Genomic DNA, 15,321 nt, shown 5'->3' with positions numbered 1-15,321 from the left:
AGCGTTTTTCTCTTCCGACGTTTCGTCGCTGTGTGATGTTGTTCACAAGCGCCGTGTCGATGGAGGCGCATTATAGGGAGTTCTCTGCTGCCCGCAACAGAAAAATGACACAAAAATGACTGACTGCTGCATTCCCCAGCAAAACCCCGGGTTATACCTGTTTACACACATACTTATCCACAACGCCGAGAAAAAATGAAAATTCGCGAGCGTCGCGCAAACGTTTTCGTTACAATGCCGCGCTAAGCGAAAGATGCCGGGTCAGGCGCGTTAGTTGAGTTTTTTATGGAAAATTCACCTAACGCTCTCTGTAATGTTCAAATCCTGGGGATTTATACCATGCAACAACGTCGTCCAGTCCGCCGCGCTCTGCTCAGTGTTTCTGACAAGGCCGGTATCGTCGAATTCGCACAGGCACTTTCCACTCGTGGTGTGGAGCTGCTGTCCACCGGCGGCACCGCGCGTCTGCTGGCAGAGAAAGGCCTGCCGGTGACTGAAGTCTCTGACTACACCGGTTTTCCGGAAATGATGGATGGACGCGTTAAAACCCTGCACCCGAAAGTTCATGGCGGCATTCTGGGCCGTCGCGGTCAGGATGACGACATCATGGCGCAGCACGCCATTTCGCCCATTGATATGGTGGTTGTTAATCTCTACCCCTTCGCGCAGACTGTAGCGCGTGAAGGCTGCACGCTGGAAGACGCTGTTGAGAATATCGATATCGGCGGTCCGACGATGGTGCGCTCCGCAGCTAAGAACCATAAAGATGTGGCCATCGTGGTGAAAAGCAGCGACTACAGCGCCATTATTAAAGAGATGGATGCGAACGAAGGATCTCTCACCCTTGAGACCCGTTTCGATCTGGCCATTAAAGCCTTTGAGCATACCGCCGCTTACGACAGCATGATTGCCAATTACTTCGGCAGCCTGGTGCCGGCGTACCACGGCGACACCGACACGCCGTCTGGCCGCTTCCCGCGCACTCTCAACCTGAACTTCATTAAGAAGCAGGATATGCGTTATGGCGAAAACAGCCACCAGCAGGCCGCCTTCTATATAGAAGAGAATGTGAAAGAAGCGTCTGTGGCGACAGCGCAACAGTTACAGGGCAAAGCACTTTCATATAACAACATCGCCGATACCGATGCTGCGCTGGAATGCGTGAAAGCGTTTAGCGAACCGGCATGTGTGATTGTGAAGCACGCAAACCCGTGCGGCGTCGCCGTCAGTGATTCCATTCTGGACGCCTACGATCGTGCCTATAAAACCGATCCGACTTCCGCATTTGGCGGCATCATTGCATTCAACCGCGAGCTGGACGCCGAAACTGCACAAGCCATTATCTCCCGTCAATTCGTTGAAGTGATCATCGCCCCAACAGCCTCCCTGGAAGCCCTCAAAATTACTGCTGCAAAACAGAACGTCCGCGTCCTGACCTGCGGTGAGTGGGCATCACGCATGGCAGGTCTGGATTTCAAACGCGTCAACGGTGGTTTACTGGTTCAGGACCGGGATCTGGGCATGGTAACGGAAGCCGAACTGCGCGTGGTGACCAAACGTCAGCCGACCGCCCAGGAGCTGCGTGACGCGCTGTTCTGCTGGAAAGTAGCGAAATTCGTTAAATCTAACGCCATTGTCTATGCGAAAGACAACATGACGATCGGGATTGGCGCGGGCCAGATGAGCCGCGTTTATTCCGCGAAAATAGCAGGTATTAAGGCCGGTGACGAAGGACTGGAAGTAAAAGGGTCGGCGATGGCGTCGGATGCATTCTTCCCGTTCCGTGATGGTATCGATGCCGCAGCAGCTGTCGGCATCACCTGCGTTATCCAGCCGGGCGGTTCCATTCGTGATGACGAAGTGATCGCCGCCGCCGATGAACACGGTATCGCGATGATCTTCACCGACATGCGCCACTTCCGCCATTAATTCACGGAGCAGAGAATGAAAGTATTAATCATTGGAAACGGCGGGCGCGAGCACGCGCTGGCGTGGAAAGCCGCGCAGTCGCCTCTGGTTGACACCGTGTATGTCGCCCCGGGCAATGCGGGCACAGCGCTGGAGCCTGCGTTGCAAAACGTCGCCATCAGCGCAACGGATATCCCGGCACTGCTGAGCTTTGCACAGAACGAAAAAATCGGTCTGACCATCGTCGGCCCGGAAGCCCCGCTGGTCATTGGCGTGGTGGATGCATTCCGTGCCGCTGGCCTGACAATTTTTGGTCCGACCGAAGGCGCCGCGCAACTGGAAGGTTCAAAAGCGTTTACGAAGGATTTTCTCGCTCGTCATAAGATCCCCACGGCGGAATACCAGAACTTCACGGAAGTGGAGCCTGCGCTGGCTTACCTGCGTGAAAAAGGCGCGCCGATTGTCATTAAAGCAGACGGCCTGGCCGCAGGCAAAGGGGTGATCGTGGCAATGACGCTGGAAGAAGCGGAGGCCGCGGTGAACGATATGCTGGCGGGCAATGCGTTTGGCGACGCCGGACACCGCATCGTTATCGAAGAATTCCTTGATGGTGAAGAAGCCAGCTTCATTGTGATGGTGGATGGTGAAAATGTGCTGCCGATGGCAACCAGCCAGGATCACAAACGCGTGGGTAACGGTGATACCGGACCGAATACCGGCGGTATGGGCGCTTACTCGCCTGCGCCAGTGGTGACCGACGAGGTCCACCAGCGCACGATGGAACGCATCATATGGCCAACCGTGCGTGGCATGGCGGCGGAAGGCAATACCTACACCGGTTTTCTCTATGCGGGTCTGATGATCGACAAGCAGGGCAACCCGAAGGTGATTGAATTCAACTGCCGCTTCGGCGACCCGGAAACACAGCCGATCATGTTGCGTCTGCAATCCGATCTGGTAGAACTGTGCCTGGCAGCGTGTGACGGCAAACTCGATACGAAAACTTCACGCTGGGATCCGCGCGCCTCGCTCGGCGTGGTGGTCGCTGCCGGTGGTTATCCGGGCAGTTATCGCACGGGTGATATCATTCATGGCTTGCCGCTGGAAGAGGTTGCTGACGGTAAAGTCTTCCACGCTGGCACCCGCCTCTCTGATGACGACCAGGTGCTGACCAGCGGCGGACGCGTACTATGTGTGACGGCACTCGGCGAGACCGTGGCGCAGGCGCAGAAACGCGCTTATGAATTACTGCATGATATCCACTGGGACGGCAGTTTCTACCGTAACGACATCGGCTATCGTGCCATTGCACGCGAGAAAAACTAGCGGCTTAGTTTTGCCAGCAATGTTTTACGCGTGATCCCCAACTGACGGGCGGCTTCAGTTTTGTTGCCGCCCGTTTTTTCCAGCGCCGCCAGAATCACCTCTTTTTCCACTTCCACCAGTGGTTGAATCGCGGTTTCTTCGGCGTCATCGACTTCCGGCACGACGGCGCTGACAATCGACAACGGCAATTCTCTTTCTGAAATATACTCGCCGGTTAATAACACCACCGCGCGCTCAACGGCGTTCTCCAGTTCTCGAATGTTTCCTGGCCAGGGATAGTGGATCAACAAATCCATCGCCTGCGGCGTAAAACCTTTGACTGGTTTGCGGTTTCGCTCGCCGTAGCGTTGCAGAAAGTGTTCGGCCAGCAACGGGATATCTTCCCGGCGCTGACGCAGCGGAGGCATCTCAATGGTCACAACATTCAGGCGATAGTAAAGATCCTGGCGGAAACGCCCCTCGGCCACCTCTTCAGCCAGATTGCGGTGCGTCGCGGCTATCAGCCTGGCGTCGATGGCGATTGTTTTGTTGCTGCCGACGCGCTGTATCTCTCGCTCCTGAATGGCCCGTAACAGCCGGACCTGCATTAATGGTGAGATATCACCGATTTCATCCAGAAACAGAGTGCCACCCTGCGCTTCCTCGAAACGGCCTTCGCGACGTTTATCCGCGCCGGTAAATGCCCCTTTCTCATGCCCAAACAGCTCTGACTCCAGTAACGACTCGTTCAGCGCCGCACAGTTAAAGATCACCAGCGGCTTATCGCAGCGCTCGCTACTGGCATGTAACGCTCTGGCGACCAGCTCTTTGCCGGTACCGGATTCGCCGCAAATCAGCACTGTGGCATTCGAGGGTGCCACCAGCGCGATCTCTTGCAGCAGGGCCTGCATCGCCGGGCTTTGCCCTACCATGCCGAACTGCATAGCGGAAACGGGTGATGGCGCGGCAGACGGTTGATGCGTATGCACCAGCGCGCGGGATATTGTCTCCTCCAGTCGATCGAAATCCAGCGGCTTCGTCAGGTAATCGAGCGCACCGGACTTTATCGCCTCCACAGCGGTTTCAATGCTGGAGAAGGCGGTCATGATAAGGATCGGAATCGCCGGATTGTACGCTTTGATCTCTTTTAACGTTTCAATTCCATCCATTTCTGCCATACGAATATCGCACAACACGAGATCGAAAATACGTTCCCGCACCTGTTCCAGCGCCTGCCGCCCGTTGTACGACAGCGTGACGTCATACCCCCAACCACGGAGAAGCGCCTGTAATATTGTGCAGTGGCTGATGTCATCATCAACCACGAGAATATTGACCTTCGTGCGAGTCATCCTTGCCTGTCCTTCTGTGATGCGTTCATCGGCAGAAACAGCGTAAAGACGGCACCTTCGCCTGCGGTGCTTTCAACCTGAACTGTTCCGCCATGCTGTTCAATAATATTCTGTACTACCGCCAGACCAAGCCCGGTGCCGTCGGCTTTGGTGGTGAAATAGGGGGTAAAAATCGCCTCCAGTTGTTCCGGCGCTATCCCTTTCCCGCTGTCACTGATGGTGATTTTCAACTGCTGCCCCTCACACTCACTGGCCGCAACGGAAAGCGTGCCGTCGCGACCGATCGCCTGAATCGCATTCAGATACAGATTCAGCAACACCTGGGTCAGCCTGTCCGGATCGGCCTGAATCAGCCGCAGTTCGGGCCGGGCGTGAAATTGCAGATCAATGTCCCGGCTCTTCGCGTCCTGGCTCACCAGTTGCAGCGAATGGGTGATCAGCGCATTGACGTCAACTGCTTGCAGGGAAAGGTGCGGTGGACGCACCAGCTCCAGCAGCTCACTCACCACCCGGTTCAGCCTGTCGGCCTCTTTCGCCATTACCTGCGCCAGCGCGTGTGATTCGCTGTCTGACGGCGCGCGTTCGGCAAAATATTTCGCAATGCCTTTGATGGATGAGAGCGGATTACGGATCTCATGCGCGACGCCTGCCGCGAGATGCCCCAGCGCCGTCAGTTTCTCTTTGCGTTTGTTTGCCTCCTGCAGCTGCAGCCAGGAGCGCTGATAGCGTCGAAACCAGAACAGCGCAGAAACTGTGGCGAACAGCACTACGCCTGCAGCGCAAAGCATGATAATCATGTTTCGCCGCTCTCGTGCCAGCGTCGCATCCAGCTCGCTGGCGTCCAGGGCGATGAAAATCACCTGTGGCGTGCTGGCAAAACAATCTCCGCCTCGTCGGGACATCATGCGCATGTGGTGCCGGCCCGCGGGATTCTGCGGGCGAAACTGACGATAGATCTCCAGAGCTGGCCCGGGGGTGACGATCCGCCGCCAGCGCTCCCGCTCGCCGATACCCAGTTCGCGCATCATGGCAGCGGAATAGAGCGTTTTGCCGACCTGTTGCGGATCGCTGTGCGCGGTGATCCTCCCCGCGTCGTCCGTCACCGCAAACCACAATACGCCGGGCTGCCAGGCCATCTCCTCCAGCAGCGCCTGTAGCTGCATTTGATGCATCCGCATGCCCATGCCGACGCGCGTCCCTGACTCCAGCGCGCGGATTAATACGCTCCCTTTTTCCTCCAGGTTCTGCCGTGCGGCGGTATTTTCCCGCGCATAGTCGCGAACAATCAGTACTGTGAACAGGCCAATCAGCAGCAGCGTCAGACCCGCCAGCAATCCGCTTAGCCAGCTGGCGGCTGATCCTTTCGGTAAACGCATCAGGCTCATGAATGCTTCCTTTACGTTGATGTTCTCCCCTGTGCAGCAGAAACCATGCCACTTTTGCTGGCGGATAACTTTGTCCTCAGGCATGTCCCGGACCTTTTGCCGGGTAAAAAAGACCCACCCACGACTGACTGGCGAGTCATTTTTACTCGTTTCGTCTGTCTTCTCACTTGAACGCCCCTGTCCCTGCGCGGTTTTTGTCTCTGGCACGGAAGATGCAAAAAGGGGATGAATGGTTCAATTAGGAGAAACACGATGAAACGAAATAAAGGATTCACCCTGGCGCTGATCGCTATCGCCACGCTGACAATTGGCAGCAGCGCAGCACTGGCCCAACCCGGCTACGGCATGGGCGGTCAGGGTTACAACCCGTTGACGCCAGAGCAGCAAACCACCCTGCAGAAACTGCATAACGACTACTACACGCAGACCAGCCAGTTGCGTCAGCAGTTGATGTCAAAACGCTATGAGTACAATGCGCTGATCACCGCCAGCTCGCCGGACAGCGCGAAAATTGAGTCCGTGGCGAACGAGATGGCAACGTTGAATCAGCAGCTCGATCAGCAGCGCGTGAAATTTGATATTGCGTTAGCGGAATCCGGCTTGCCGCGCGGTGCCGGAATGGGTTACGGCGGTTGTGGTGGCGGAATGCATCGTGGCGGCGGTCACATGGGTATGGGCATGGGCCGCTGGTAATCTCAGAAGGTTTTTTCCTGCGGCTGCCAGGTACAGAAGTCTTCGTTTGCCACCAACAGCAGCTGAGACCCTTCCGGCGCCTCAAGCCAGGCGACACTTACTTCCAGAGAAGAGTGGTTCTGGCGGCGCTGAATGCGCGATAACGCCCAGGCTTCAAGGTCAGGCTTCACTGTCTGGCCTTCACAGGTAGTGACCGTTTGATCGGCATGCCAGCGTCCCTGACGCAGCACCACGCGCCCGTGACGCAACGCGTCGCTGGTCAGACGGAGTTGCTCTGCCCGGAATTTGTATAGGGCGATTTGATCGCTGGAAAGCTGCTGTTTCTGCCCATCCACTTCACGTTGCATAAAACTGAGTTCGCCGTGATCGTCGAAACGGGTGCGAATGTGTTCGGGCGTTTTACTGTAGATATTGAGTTCAATCAGCGTCAGCGTATCGCCATGCCATCGGTATTCGCTGGTTGAGGTGTTTCCGCTTCGCCAGGGACTAAACGCGGCAAGAAGATGAGTCTCGCCGTTGGCATCTTTACGCCACAGGCGTACCGCGCCCTGATCGTCCGCGTAACCGCTGGCGGTAAACGGCGGAAGCGAGGAATTATGACTACAGGCTGACAGCAACAGCACGCCCGTCAGCGCCAGCACTCGACGCCAGAGGGACAAAAGGGGCGAAACCGCCCCTTCGATAAAACTGTTCACTGCCACGCTGTCTTACTTAACTGCGTCTTTCAGTGCTTTACCAGAAACAAATGCCGGTACGTTAGCTGCGGCGATTTTGATTTCTTTACCGGTCTGCGGGTTGCGGCCAGTGCGCTCAGCGCGGTGGTTCACTTTGAAGGTACCGAAACCAACCAGTTGTACAGCATCACCTTCTTTCAGAGACTCAGTAATAGCAGCCAGGGTGGATTCCAGAGCAGATTTTGCCTGTGCTTTTGACAGATCAGCCTTGTCCGCAATTACATCAATCAGTTGAGTCTTGTTCATAAGTTATCCTTACAATGTGTTTATCGCTTGCTAAGCATCGAGTGCGACGGATATGCCTTAAGAGCACTCTCCTGCATATACGCACCGATAGCCACTTTTTTTCGCCCTCCAAATGTAGACCAGACGGGGGGCAGATGTGAAGCCTTCAGGCACGACAAATCACGCGGTAAATCACGTTTTGTCGTCTCACTGCTTAAAATTTATACCAATATTGCTCTCACCCGCTTCGCGGAGGTCGGCACGGAGCCCTTTTATCAGTTCCAGGTCGCGTTCTTCGCAGCCCGCAAGCAGACGAAAAATTTCCCATTGGATGTCCCATTCCTGTTCTACCGCCGGGTTTTCTTTCAACTCTTCGTCGGTCATCTCACGACCGGCCTGGGTCATTTCCAGCATCGCTACTGTGGTAATGGACGTTTTACTGACTTCAACCGCATGCTCCAGCGTTTCACCACTTAAACGCGAGTGCACCAGTTCACTTAACGCCACGCAGGCATCAATAGCCGGATAGACACCATACATATCGTAGTCGTCCGCCGCCGGAATCGCCTCTTCCAGTTTCTCAAGCTGGCTGTCGAAGTTCACTTTCGCGTCTTTGACCGTCAGCGTTTCCCAGATTAAGTCGAGAATACGGCGGTAAAGATGCGGATCACCAAACTCCGTCTCTTTGCAGAACATCGCGTAGTTCGGATACATGCGCTCGCACAGGCAGGCCATAAACGTCGTGTGCTGCCAGCTTTCCAGCTTCTCCAGACGCAGATGAATGGGGTTTTGTAACATGATGACATCCCGGATTCGAAAATTAGCGGCAGTGTACCTGAATCATCACTGAATTTCCTGCCAACGAACAAACGCCGGGCGGCCCGAGGCTACGGCGTCAGCCCAGCGCGTCGGCTCTGGCAGGCGGTAGCCGCGCATGCAGCGTTGTACCCACGCCAGCGCGCTGTCAATGCTGACACGGTGGCCGGTTGAAACAAAGAGCGGATTACAGCGGATCTTGCTGCGCCACACCCACGCCAGTTGCTCGCCTTTATCCATCAGCGGTGCCAGCGCGCTAGGCTCTGGCGAGAGCGGTTCAAACTTACCGCACAGGCGTTTTTTCGCCACACCGATGGTCGGCACATCCACCAGCAGGCCAAAATGGCTGGCTACGCCAAGACGACGTGGATGCGAGATACCATGACCATCCACAAACAGCAGATCCGGTTTTTGCGAAAGCTGCGCCCAGGCCGCGCTCAGCGCCGGGGTTTCACGGAAAGAGAGAAAGCCAGGAATGTATGGCATGGTGGTGGCGACGCGCGCCACCTGATGTTCGATAAGCTCAAGCGAAGGATACTTCAGCAGGATGATGGCCGCGCGAGTAACTTCGCCGCCCTGCTCAAACCCCACGTCAGCACCAGCGATCAACGTCGGTGGATCCTTATCTAAACGATCCTCGCGGATCACGGATGAGGCCAGTTCAAGTTGTTGCGCGCGTAGTGACGCGAGATCCATAACGGCTCCTTACTGATGATACGGCTCAGAAAGTCGATGCACCGCCTCCACAAACACGCCAGCGTGCTCTGGCGGAACATCCTGATGAATACCATGCCCGAGGTTGAACACATGCCCTTCGCCATGCCCGAAGCCCGCAAGGATCGTGGCAACCTCTTCCTCAATGCGCGCCGCCGGAGCGTACAGCATTGACGGGTCCATATTGCCCTGCAGCGCGACTTTATCGCCCACGCGACGACGCGCGTCAGCGATATCGGTCGTCCAGTCCAGCCCGAGCGCGTCACAGCCGGTTTCAGCCATCGCCTCCAGCCACTGACCGCCACCTTTGGTGAACAGTGTCACCGGCACACGCTGCCCGTCGTTTTCACGTAGCAGGCCATCAACGATTTTGTGCATGTAGTAAAGCGAGAACTGCTGGTAGTCACGCCCGGTCAGTACACCGCCCCAGGTATCGAAAATCATGACAGCCTGCGCGCCCGCCTTAATTTGCGCATTCAGATAAAGGGTGACACTTTTTGCCAGCTTATCAAGCAGCGCATGCAGCGTTGCGGGATCGGCATACATCATTTTTTTGATGACGGTAAAGGCTTTGCTGCTGCCACCCTCCACCATATAGGTCGCCAGCGTCCACGGACTCCCGGAGAAACCGATCAGCGGCACCTGGCCTTTCAGCTCGCGGCGAATGGTGCGCACCGCATTCATGACATACCCAAGTTCCTGTTCAGGATCGGGGATCGGCAGCCTGTCGACATCGGCTTTGTTCTTAACCGGTGAGGTAAAACGCGGACCTTCACCCGCTTCGAAATAGAGCCCGAGACCCATTGCATCCGGTACGGTGAGGATGTCCGAAAAGAGGATCGCCGCATCTAGCGGATAACGACGCAGCGGCTGCAACGTGACTTCGCAGGCCAGGTCGGCGTTTTTGCACAGCGACATGAAATCCCCCGCTTGCGCGCGGGTGGCTTTGTATTCCGGCAGATAGCGTCCCGCCTGTCTCATCATCCATACCGGGGTGACATCAACGGGCTGGCGCAGCAGCGCACGCAGATAACGATCGTTTTTCAGTTCGGTCATTTTGCAGTTCCTTTATGCGTCAGGCGCTCAGTGTAACACGTCAGTAATCATCGTCCCGGCACAATGCCACGGTATCTTCTATCAGGCGACGGGCGACGGTTCCCGGGGGCGGTAGCAACGGCAGATTGTCGTAACGATACCAGTTCGCTTCGAGCAACTCTTTGGGATCAATAACAATATCGCCACTCTCATACTCCGCCATGAATGCCGTCATTAACGACTGCGGGAAGGGCCAGGGTTGCGAGGTCACGTAACGCAGGTTTTTGATTTTGATCCCGCTCTCTTCCATGACTTCACGCGCCACTGCCTGCTCCAGCGTTTCACCCACCTCAACAAACCCCGCCAGCACCGTATGGATGCCGCCGCGGTGCCGGGTGTGCTGCGCCAGAAGGATGGAATCGTCGCGACGAATAGCGACGATGATGCAGGGGGCGATTTGCGGATAATAGCGTTCCCGGCAGTGGCTGCACAGCATCGCCCACTCGGTTTTGCTGGGGTGCATGGTGTGTCCGCAGTAGCCGCAGAATTTATGCGAGCGGTAAAATTCAGCCAGTTGTACGCCGCGCCCGGCCAGTTGAAATAGCCCGACGTCCTGATCAATCACCTGACGTACCGAACCCATGTCATGGCGGCGATTTTGCTGCACCAGCCAGACGGGATCGCCCTGCCATTCACCGATCTGCATCGCGGTCTGCCCGACAAGATCGTATTTTTCCGCCTCGCCATGAGGCAATTCTCCCGCAGGGAGCCATAATTTCTGTTCATGGCTGATGATCCACCAGCCACGATCTAATTTTTCAATTATACGATCCATATCTATTGCACTACCTTGGCTTCACTGGCAATTTGATAACATAGTTTTTACATTTCCCGGGTGAGCAGTTTTCTACTTTTAAACTTGCGGAGTCAAACATGCTAAACCAGCTAGAAAGCCTGACGGAACGCGTTGGCGGAAGTAATCAGTTTATCGATCAATGGCTGCACGTACGTAAGCATCTGCTCGTTGCTTACTATAATCTGGTTGGCATCAAGCCTGGCAAAGAATCATATATGCGGTTGAACGAAAAAGCGCTCGATGATTTCTGTCAGAGCCTGGTGGACTACCTCTCCGCCGGACATTTTAAAATTTATGAGCGTATTATCCGTGAACTGGAAGCAAATAGCCCACATTTAGAGGCAACTAAACTCTATTCGCGGCTGGAGGCCAACACCCAGCAGATCATGGATTATTACGACTCCAGCCTCGAAAATGCTATTGATAATGACAACTATCTGGAATTCCAGCAGTCGCTGTCCGGCATTGGTGAAGCGCTGGCCGCTCGGTTTACGCTGGAAGATAACCTGATTGTGCTGGCGCAGAGCAACCAACGAAGCCCTGTTGCCAGCGACGCCAGCAATGTCGACAGCCCTCGCTTGAGTTCTTAAGCATTAACGAGTAGTTTACATAATGATCCCCTCTTCTGTGAGGGGTGCTTCTTGTCGGAGTGCCCAGTGTTGAAAATGAAAAACACGGGCTGAGACCGTTTATTCGGGATCCGCGGAACCTGATCAGGCTAAAACCTGCGAAGGGAACAAGAGTAATTCGCCACAGGCGGTCGCCCTTTCGGGCAATAGTCACTATTACTCCCTCCGTCGTCTGACAAGCCACGTCCTCTTTTCTGGAATGAGCTATGTCTACTACAAAACTTACCCGTCGCGAGCAGCGCGAACACGCCCAACACTTTATCGACACGCTGGAAGGCACCGCTTTCCCCAACTCAGCCCGTATTTATATTCAGGGTTCACAGGCGGATATCCGCGTTCCGATGCGGGAGATCCAACTCAGCCCGACGCTTATCGGCGGCAGCAAAGACAATCCGCAGTACGAAGATAACGAAGCGGTGCCGGTGTACGATACCTCCGGGCCTTATGGTGATCCGGCAGTTGCCATCGACGTGCAGCAGGGGCTGGCAAAACTGCGCCAGTCATGGATCGATGCGCGCGGCGACAGCGAGCCGCTGGCAGAACGCAGCTCGGCGTACACCAAAGCCCGCCTTGCCGATGATGGCCTTGACGAGCTGCGCTTCAACGGTGTACTGACGCCAAAGCGCGCCAGAGCTGGCAAACGCGTCACCCAACTGCATTACGCTCGTCAGGGGATCGTCACGCCGGAAATGGAGTTCATTGCCATTCGCGAAAACATGGGTCGCGAGCGGATCCGCAGCGAAGTACTGCGCCAGCAGCATCCCGGTGAAGGTTTTGGCGCACGCCTGCCAGAAAACATCACCCCGGAATTTGTCCGTGACGAAGTGGCTGCAGGCCGCGCAATTATCCCGGCGAACATCAACCACCCGGAATCAGAGCCGATGATCATCGGCCGCAATTTTCTGGTGAAAGTGAATGCCAACATCGGCAACTCTGCAGTGACCTCCTCCATCGAAGAAGAGGTAGAGAAACTGGTGTGGTCGACCCGCTGGGGCGCCGATACGGTGATGGATCTGTCAACCGGACGTTATATTCATGAAACCCGTGAATGGATCCTGCGTAACAGCCCGGTGCCGATCGGTACCGTACCGATCTACCAGGCGCTGGAGAAGGTAAACGGGATCGCCGAAGATCTGACGTGGGAAGCCTTCCGCGACACGCTGCTGGAGCAGGCGGAACAAGGCGTTGACTACTTCACCATTCATGCTGGCGTGCTGCTGCGCTACGTACCAATGACCGCCAAACGCCTGACCGGCATCGTCTCCCGCGGCGGCTCGATCATGGCAAAATGGTGCCTGTCGCATCATAAAGAGAATTTCCTCTATGAGCGCTTCCGCGACATCTGTGAGATCTGCGCCGCCTATGACGTCTCACTGTCGTTGGGCGACGGACTGCGTCCGGGGTCAATTCAGGACGCCAACGACGAAGCGCAGTTCGCCGAACTGCACACGCTGGGCGAACTGACGAAAATCGCCTGGGAGTACGACGTTCAGGTGATGATCGAAGGTCCGGGGCATATTCCCATGCAGATGATTCGCCGCAACATGACCGAAGAGCTGGAACACTGCCACGAAGCGCCGTTCTACACTCTCGGCCCGTTGACCACCGACATCGCGCCGGGTTATGACCATTTTACCTCCGGCATTGGCGCCGCAATGATTGGCTGGTTCGGTTGCGCGATGCTTTGCTATGTAACGCCGAAAGAACACCTCGGCCTGCCGAACAAAGAGGACGTAAAACAGGGGCTTATCACTTACAAGATCGCCGCCCACGCCGCTGATCTGGCGAAAGGCCATCCCGGTGCGCAAATCCGCGACAATGCCATGTCGAAAGCGCGCTTTGAATTCCGCTGGGAAGATCAATTTAACCTCGCGCTCGACCCGTTCACCGCCCGTGCATATCACGATGAAACCCTGCCGCAGGAGTCCGGCAAAGTGGCGCATTTCTGCTCCATGTGCGGCCCGAAATTCTGCTCTATGAAAATCACTCAGGAAGTACGCGATTATGCCGCGAAGCAGGCCATCGAGGTCGGCATGGCGAATATGTCAAACAGCTTCCGTGCCAAAGGGGGTGAAATCTATCTGAAGCAGGAGGAAGTGTAATGTATCAGCCCAATTTTCCACCCGTTCCCTTCCGCCTCGGATTATATCCGGTAGTCGATAGCGTGGAATGGATCGAACGCCTGCTGGAGGCGGGCGTGCGGACCATCCAGTTGAGAATTAAAGATCTGCCTGACGATGAGGTCGAAGCGGATGTGATCCGTGCGATCCAGTTGGGCCGCCGTTACCGCGCCCGGTTATTCATCAACGACTACTGGCGGCTGGCCATTAAACATCAGGCGTATGGTGTACATCTTGGCCAGGAAGACCTGGAAACCACCGATCTGCAGGCCATTCGTGACGCCGGTTTGCGCCTTGGCGTATCAACACATGACGATATGGAAATCGATGTCGCGCTGGCGGTTAAACCGTCATACATCGCTCTGGGGCATGTGTTCCCGACGCAGACCAAACAGATGCCGTCCGCCCCACAGGGGCTGGCGCAGCTGGCGTCGCACATCCAGCGGCTTAATGATTACCCCACAGTGGCCATTGGCGGCATCAGTATCGAACGCGCGCCATCGGTACTGACCACCGGCGTCGGCAGTATTGCCGTCGTCAGCGCCATCACTCAGGCTCCGGACTGGCAGATGGCAACAGCGCAATTGCTTGAAATGGCGGGAGCAGGCGATGAATGACCATGATTTCATGCGTTACAGCCGCCAGTTGTTGCTTGAGGATATCGCGGTTGATGGTCAGCAAAAACTGCTCACCAGCCGGGTACTGATTGTCGGGCTCGGCGGTCTGGGATCGCCCGCCGCATTGTACCTGGCCGGGGCAGGCATCGGGACGCTGGTGCTGGCCGACGACGACGACGTGCATCTCAGCAATCTGCAGCGGCAAATCCTGTATACCAGCAATGATATCGCGCAGCCGAAAGCGCAGGTGGCGCAGCAGCGCCTTCATCAACTCAATCCACAAATCGAGCTAATCGCACTCCGGCAACGGCTCTCCGGCGAGGCATTACGGCAGGAAGTGGCGAAAGCGGATGTGGTGCTGGACTGCACCGATAACATGGCGACACGGCAGGCAATCAACGCCGCCTGCGTGGCGCTTGATACACCGCTGATTACCGCCAGCGCTGTCGGGTTTGGCGGTCAGTTGATGGTACTGACGCCGCCGTGGACACAAGGCTGTTATCGCTGCCTGTGGCCGGACGAACACGAACCGGAACGCAACTGCCGCAACGCCGGCATCATCGGGCCAGTGGTGGGCGTGATGGGCACGCTACAGGCGCTCGAAGCCATTAAATTGCTGAGCGGCATGGACACCGTTCGCAACGAATTATGGCTGTTCGACGCCCGTACCAGCGGCTGGCGGACGCTGGCGCTGCGCCGCTCGCAGCACTGCCCGGTATGCGGAGGGCGGCATGCAGATCCAGTTTAACGACGAGGCCGTTCAGTGCGCTGCGGGATCCACTGTGGCGGATCTGCTCAGGCAACTGGGGCAACACAAATCCGGCATCGCGCTGGCGCTGAATCAACAGGTACTCCCACGCGAACAGTGGGCGGTTCATCCTCTGCAGGACGGCGACAATATCCTGCTTTTTCAGGTGATTGCAGGAGGTTGA

16 protein-coding genes and 1 riboswitch are annotated in these 15,321 nt (G+C 56.2%); of the genes, 8 read left to right on the top strand and 8 right to left on the bottom strand.

The features are described 5' to 3' along the window. Window positions 1-339: 339 nt before the first annotated feature. Window positions 340-1,929, top strand: a complete 1,590-nt coding sequence (purH, locus tag GTGU_RS18640; RefSeq protein WP_038160659.1) for a bifunctional phosphoribosylaminoimidazolecarboxamide formyltransferase/IMP cyclohydrolase — start codon at window positions 340-342, stop codon at window positions 1,927-1,929. A gap of 15 nt (window positions 1,930-1,944) precedes the next feature. After that, window positions 1,945-3,234, top strand: coding sequence for a phosphoribosylamine--glycine ligase (purD, locus tag GTGU_RS18635; RefSeq protein ID WP_038160655.1), 1,290 nt, complete (start codon window positions 1,945-1,947; stop codon window positions 3,232-3,234). Here purD and zraR read toward each other — a convergent pair. Next, window positions 3,231-4,565, bottom strand: coding sequence for a sigma-54-dependent response regulator transcription factor ZraR (gene zraR / locus GTGU_RS18630; RefSeq protein WP_038160653.1), 1,335 nt, complete (start codon window positions 4,563-4,565; stop codon window positions 3,231-3,233). The two genes, purD and zraR, sit on opposite strands and share 4 nt — an antisense overlap. Further along, entirely contained in the window at window positions 4,562-5,950 is a 1,389-nt protein-coding gene (gene zraS / locus GTGU_RS18625; protein ID WP_038160650.1) for a two-component system sensor histidine kinase ZraS, read from the bottom strand. Before zraS ends, zraR begins: the two co-directional genes overlap by 4 nt. A 252-nt stretch (window positions 5,951-6,202) precedes the next feature. On the opposite strand from zraS, the gene zraP reads away from it, so the two are divergent. After that, window positions 6,203-6,643: a zinc resistance sensor/chaperone ZraP gene (zraP, locus tag GTGU_RS18620; RefSeq protein WP_038160647.1), complete on the top strand. Its 441-nt coding sequence runs from the start codon at window positions 6,203-6,205 to the stop codon at window positions 6,641-6,643. Between the two features lie 2 nt (window positions 6,644-6,645). On the opposite strand, the gene GTGU_RS18615 is transcribed toward zraP, so the two are convergent. The 6 genes from GTGU_RS18615 to nudC form a co-directional block, all read right to left on the bottom strand. Then, window positions 6,646-7,338: a DUF1481 domain-containing protein gene (locus GTGU_RS18615; protein ID WP_038160645.1), complete on the bottom strand. Its 693-nt coding sequence runs from the start codon at window positions 7,336-7,338 to the stop codon at window positions 6,646-6,648. A 12-nt stretch (window positions 7,339-7,350) separates the two neighbouring features. After that, entirely contained in the window at window positions 7,351-7,623 is a 273-nt protein-coding gene (hupA, locus tag GTGU_RS18610) for a nucleoid-associated protein HU-alpha (RefSeq protein ID WP_006816568.1), read from the bottom strand. A gap of 186 nt (window positions 7,624-7,809) precedes the next feature. After that, window positions 7,810-8,400 (bottom strand): YjaG family protein, encoded by a 591-nt coding sequence (locus GTGU_RS18605; protein WP_038160640.1) that lies wholly within the window; start codon window positions 8,398-8,400, stop codon window positions 7,810-7,812. A 45-nt stretch (window positions 8,401-8,445) separates the two neighbouring features. Further along, window positions 8,446-9,114 (bottom strand): deoxyribonuclease V, encoded by a 669-nt coding sequence (gene nfi / locus GTGU_RS18600; protein ID WP_038160637.1) that lies wholly within the window; start codon window positions 9,112-9,114, stop codon window positions 8,446-8,448. Window positions 9,115-9,123: 9 nt separating this feature from the next. Further along, on the bottom strand, window positions 9,124-10,188 hold the full coding sequence (gene hemE, locus GTGU_RS18595; protein WP_038160634.1) for a uroporphyrinogen decarboxylase: 1,065 nt from the start codon (window positions 10,186-10,188) through the stop codon (window positions 9,124-9,126). Window positions 10,189-10,228: 40 nt separating this feature from the next. Beyond that, window positions 10,229-11,002 carry an NAD(+) diphosphatase gene (nudC, locus tag GTGU_RS18590; RefSeq protein WP_038160631.1) on the bottom strand — a complete coding sequence of 258 codons (774 nt, stop codon included), beginning with the start codon at window positions 11,000-11,002 and terminating at the stop codon, window positions 10,229-10,231. Between the two features lie 98 nt (window positions 11,003-11,100). Here nudC and GTGU_RS18585 point away from each other — a divergent pair, with 98 nt between their 5' ends. From GTGU_RS18585 to thiS, 5 genes are all read left to right on the top strand, one after another. Then, window positions 11,101-11,613, top strand: coding sequence for an Rsd/AlgQ family anti-sigma factor (locus GTGU_RS18585; RefSeq protein WP_038160628.1), 513 nt, complete (start codon window positions 11,101-11,103; stop codon window positions 11,611-11,613). Between the two features lie 45 nt (window positions 11,614-11,658). Beyond that, a riboswitch (TPP riboswitch) is annotated at window positions 11,659-11,776 on the top strand. Window positions 11,777-11,858: 82 nt separating this feature from the next. Beyond that, window positions 11,859-13,754 carry a phosphomethylpyrimidine synthase ThiC gene (gene thiC, locus GTGU_RS18580; protein WP_038160625.1) on the top strand — a complete coding sequence of 632 codons (1,896 nt, stop codon included), beginning with the start codon at window positions 11,859-11,861 and terminating at the stop codon, window positions 13,752-13,754. Beyond that, the gene (thiE, locus tag GTGU_RS18575) at window positions 13,754-14,389 is read left to right on the top strand and encodes a thiamine phosphate synthase (protein WP_038160623.1); all 636 of its coding nucleotides are present in this window, start codon (window positions 13,754-13,756) and stop codon (window positions 14,387-14,389) included. Before thiC ends, thiE begins: the two co-directional genes overlap by 1 nt. Then, window positions 14,382-15,137, top strand: coding sequence for a HesA/MoeB/ThiF family protein (locus GTGU_RS18570; RefSeq protein ID WP_038160620.1), 756 nt, complete (start codon window positions 14,382-14,384; stop codon window positions 15,135-15,137). The genes thiE and GTGU_RS18570 overlap by 8 nt, the downstream gene beginning before the upstream one ends. After that, on the top strand, window positions 15,121-15,321 hold the full coding sequence (gene thiS, locus GTGU_RS18565; protein WP_038160617.1) for a sulfur carrier protein ThiS: 201 nt from the start codon (window positions 15,121-15,123) through the stop codon (window positions 15,319-15,321). The genes GTGU_RS18570 and thiS overlap by 17 nt, the downstream gene beginning before the upstream one ends.

This window comes from Trabulsiella guamensis ATCC 49490 (assembly GCF_000734965.1).
In the GTDB taxonomy this organism is placed as follows: Bacteria; Pseudomonadota; Gammaproteobacteria; order Enterobacterales; family Enterobacteriaceae; genus Trabulsiella; species Trabulsiella guamensis.
This window is presented reverse-complemented; position numbering and strand designations above follow the sequence as displayed.

Coding starts and splice junctions, on each gene's coding strand:
- nudC (WP_038160631.1), bottom strand. CDS start 11,002: ATGGATCGTATAATTGAAAAATTAGATCGTGGCTGGTGGATCATCAGC.
- zraR (WP_038160653.1), bottom strand. CDS start 4,565: ATGACTCGCACGAAGGTCAATATTCTCGTGGTTGATGATGACATCAGC.
- zraP (WP_038160647.1), top strand. CDS start 6,203: ATGAAACGAAATAAAGGATTCACCCTGGCGCTGATCGCTATCGCCACG.
- purH (WP_038160659.1), top strand. CDS start 340: ATGCAACAACGTCGTCCAGTCCGCCGCGCTCTGCTCAGTGTTTCTGAC.
- GTGU_RS18585 (WP_038160628.1), top strand. CDS start 11,101: ATGCTAAACCAGCTAGAAAGCCTGACGGAACGCGTTGGCGGAAGTAAT.
- hupA (WP_006816568.1), bottom strand. CDS start 7,623: ATGAACAAGACTCAACTGATTGATGTAATTGCGGACAAGGCTGATCTG.
- thiC (WP_038160625.1), top strand. CDS start 11,859: ATGTCTACTACAAAACTTACCCGTCGCGAGCAGCGCGAACACGCCCAA.
- GTGU_RS18570 (WP_038160620.1), top strand. CDS start 14,382: ATGAATGACCATGATTTCATGCGTTACAGCCGCCAGTTGTTGCTTGAG.
- zraS (WP_038160650.1), bottom strand. CDS start 5,950: ATGAGCCTGATGCGTTTACCGAAAGGATCAGCCGCCAGCTGGCTAAGC.
- thiS (WP_038160617.1), top strand. CDS start 15,121: ATGCAGATCCAGTTTAACGACGAGGCCGTTCAGTGCGCTGCGGGATCC.
- purD (WP_038160655.1), top strand. CDS start 1,945: ATGAAAGTATTAATCATTGGAAACGGCGGGCGCGAGCACGCGCTGGCG.
- GTGU_RS18605 (WP_038160640.1), bottom strand. CDS start 8,400: ATGTTACAAAACCCCATTCATCTGCGTCTGGAGAAGCTGGAAAGCTGG.
- thiE (WP_038160623.1), top strand. CDS start 13,754: ATGTATCAGCCCAATTTTCCACCCGTTCCCTTCCGCCTCGGATTATAT.
- nfi (WP_038160637.1), bottom strand. CDS start 9,114: ATGGATCTCGCGTCACTACGCGCGCAACAACTTGAACTGGCCTCATCC.
- hemE (WP_038160634.1), bottom strand. CDS start 10,188: ATGACCGAACTGAAAAACGATCGTTATCTGCGTGCGCTGCTGCGCCAG.